The following is a 3,042-nucleotide window of genomic DNA, read 5'->3' as shown; positions in this document are numbered from 1 at the left end:
CGGAGGAGCGCGAGCGGGAGCTGGTCCGGTCCATGCAGCTGGAGCGCTAGCTCGACCTCGACCGGGAGCGGCAGCAGGAGCGCGAGCGGTCCGAGCAGGTGCGGGTCCAGCAGGAGCGCGCCGAGCAGGAACGGGCCGAGCAGGAGCGCGCCGAGCGGGCCGAGCAGGTGCAGGACGACGAGCCCGAACCCGCGCCCGGACTGGAGCGGGTGCTCAAGCGCGCCCGCGACCTGGGGCTGGACGTGGAGCTGGAGCGCGAGGCGAACGCCGAGGAGGAGGCCGCCGAGCACGTCACGAGCAAGATCGTCCGGCCGGTGCCGCCCGCCGCGAGCCCCTCGGAGCCCGCGCTGGGCGACGCCGCGAGCGCCGGGCAGGTCCCGGCCTCGGCCGAGCACGCCTGGCAGCCGCCCACCGCCTCCTCGTGGCAGGCGTCGACCGACCGGGGCGCCGCGGGCGGCGGCAGCGCGCCGTGGCAGCGCGAGGGCAGCCAGGTCCCGTTCCAGACCTCGACCGAGCAGGGCGAGGGCGGGCAGGAGCAGCGCGAGGGCAGGCACCACGCGGCGGGGCGCGGCGGGCAGGGCGCACCCGGTGAGCAGCCGTGGGAGTGGAAGCCGTCCGTGATCGCGGGGGCCGAGAACAGCCCCGGCGGGCAGCCTCCGGCGCCCCAGAACCAGGGCAACCAGGGCCAAGCGCCCCAGAGCCCGGCAGCCCAGAGCCCGGCGGCCCAGAGCCAAGCAGCGCAGAACCCGGCGGCCCAGAACCAGGCGGCCCAGCACTCGGCAGCCCAGCACTCGGCAGCGCAGGGCACGGCCGCACAGGGCACGGCAGCGCAGAACCCGGCCGCGCAGGGCACGGCGGCGCAGAACCCGGCAGGTCAGGCCCCCGCGCCCCCGGTCGCGGCGCCGCAGGTTCCGGCAGGCCAGGGCTCGGGACCGCAGGCGGCGCCCGCGCAGCCGTCCGCGCCGAGTCCCGCGCCGCTCGCCGGGCGTCCGCAGGGGCGGCTCTCCGGGCGGCCGTCGCGGCGCGACCTGGGCGTCGAGCTCCCCCAGAACCCGCTGTTCCCCCAGGCGCCGGGCCAGTCCCGCGCGCCGTCCATGCCGCAGCCGCCGCCCGGCACGGCCGCGGCGATGCCGGTGGCCGCGATGGACACCCGGTGGCAGTCGTTCGCGACCGACCACCCGGTGGCCGCCGACCGCGTCGCCGCCTGGCACGCCAGCGACTGGCGGCCCACGATCGCCTACGACGAGCCGCAGGGCGGTCAGCCGCCGAACGGCCCCCAGGGCGGTCCCCGGAACCTCCCCGGACCGCAGCAGGGCCGCCCCGGCGGTCCCGGCGGCCGTCCGCCCGGCGCGCTGACCCGCCCGCCGCAGCCGCTCCCACCGGGCGCGGGCCCGATCCCGCCCGGCGCCGTGCCGCCCGGTGCGGGCACGATCCCGCCCGGCGGCCCCGGCCGGTTCCCGCCGCCGCCCGCCAACCCGGTCCCGCCGGGGCCGTGGCAGCGCGGGGTGGGCCAGGGCGGGGTGGGCCAGGGCGGTCCCCAGGGCCCGCAGGACGGCTACCAGCAGCAGCACGGCGGCCAGCAGCCGTGGGCTCCCCCCGGCGGGCCCCAGGGCGGTGGGCAGAACCGGGGCGGCTACCCGCCCCCGCCGCCCCCGCCCGGCCGTCGCGGCGGGCCCCGCCCCGAAGACGAAGGGGACCGGTACCGCAGCCAGCGGCGGTAGTCGGAGATCGACCCCGTAGGCTCTGGTCCCGCACCGCACGGGCTGCAAGGCGTTGGCCGCAAGGCGTTGACCGGGAGGTCTGATGGCGCAGGACATCGTCCCGATCGAGCTGGGACTCACCCAGGGGGACGTCGTCACCCTGTGGGCTCCCCGCTGGCGGGAGGAGGGCGAGGAGTGGGAGGCCTTCCTCGGGCACGAGGAGGACCTTTACGCCTTCCCCGACGCCGCGCACCTCGCGGCGTTCGTGCGCGAGGCCGAGGAGCACGACCTCACCGACCACCCCGCGTGGCACGTGGTGCCCGCGCTGGGGGTGGAGGAGCTCTCCCCTGACGAGAACCACCAGTTCGACCTGGTCGGCGTGCCCGAGCTGGTCGCCGAGGACCCCGACACCTGGGTGATCGGCGAGCTGGCCGACGTGGTGTCGATCGTGCGGTCGCTGGCCGAGGTGTGCGACCTGGAGAAGGTCCACGAGGTGCTCGACTCGGCCGAGGGCTTCGCGCTGCTGCCGCAGGGCACGCTGCCGTTCACCGGCCGCGAGGGCAAGGCGCTGTGGAGCGAGCTGGGCCAGGTCGTCGCGGAGAAGTGGGACGAGGTGCTCGACGCGATCGACGAGGTCGTGTCCACCCCGGACGTGGACGAGGCCGCGCTCGCGAAGGGGCAGGAGGAGCTGGCCGCGTACCAGGAGGCGGTGGAGGCCGCCCGCGCCGAGGACGACGACGTGGAGGAGGACGAGGAGGGCGGGACCGCCCCCACGTTCTGGTCCGAGGTCGGCATCGACCCGGTGAAGATCATCACCAGCGCGGGCGAGTACTACACGCTGCGCTGCTACCTGGACGACGAGCCGCTGTTCCTCGGTCGCCGGGGGAAGATCGACGCGTTCACCTCGCCGCGCGCGCTGTCCCGGTTCATCGTGGAGGCCGACGACAACGACCTCACCGAGGTGTCGACCTGGCAGGAGCTGGTGGTCAAGGCGACCGGCGGCGACCTGGAGGTCGAGGTCGACCCGGACAACGTCTACGTGCTGACCGGCCTGGACGAGGACATCGCCGAGGGCCCCGACGGCATCGACCCGACCCAGCTGGACCTGGTGGTCGAGCTGCTGGAGGACGCGGCCGACTGGGCGGGCGACGACAGCGTGAAGCTGGCGCTGAACCAGTCCGAGAGCCTGGGCTGGCTGGTGTCGTACGTGCTCAAGCCCGACCCCAACCGGTTGGCCCCGAGCGCGCCGTACGACGCCGAGGTGGCCGCGTGGCGGGCGCTGTCGGCGGCGTTCGAGGACCGGCTGCGCGTGCACTAGTCGCCCGACGTGCGGAGGGGGGGG

2 protein-coding genes are annotated in these 3,042 nt (G+C 76.6%); both read left to right on the top strand.

The window, feature by feature from the left end:
• The first annotated feature begins 98 nt into the window (after window positions 1-98).
• Window positions 99-1,721: a hypothetical protein gene (locus tag ACTUAL_RS04810; protein WP_440899395.1), complete on the top strand. Its 1,623-nt coding sequence runs from the start codon at window positions 99-101 to the stop codon at window positions 1,719-1,721.
• An 82-nt stretch (window positions 1,722-1,803) separates the two neighbouring features.
• Complete coding sequence (locus ACTUAL_RS04805) at window positions 1,804-3,018, top strand: primosomal protein (RefSeq protein WP_096497005.1); 1,215 nt, start codon at window positions 1,804-1,806, stop codon at window positions 3,016-3,018.
• Window positions 3,019-3,042: the final 24 nt, after the last annotated feature.

It is taken from the genome of Actinosynnema sp. (assembly GCF_052038725.1).
This window is presented reverse-complemented; position numbering and strand designations above follow the sequence as displayed.

Bases quoted from the DNA above. Each gene is read 5' to 3' on its own strand.
- ACTUAL_RS04805 (WP_096497005.1), top strand. From the start codon at position 1,804: ATGGCGCAGGACATCGTCCCGATCGAGCTGGGACTCACCCAGGGGGAC.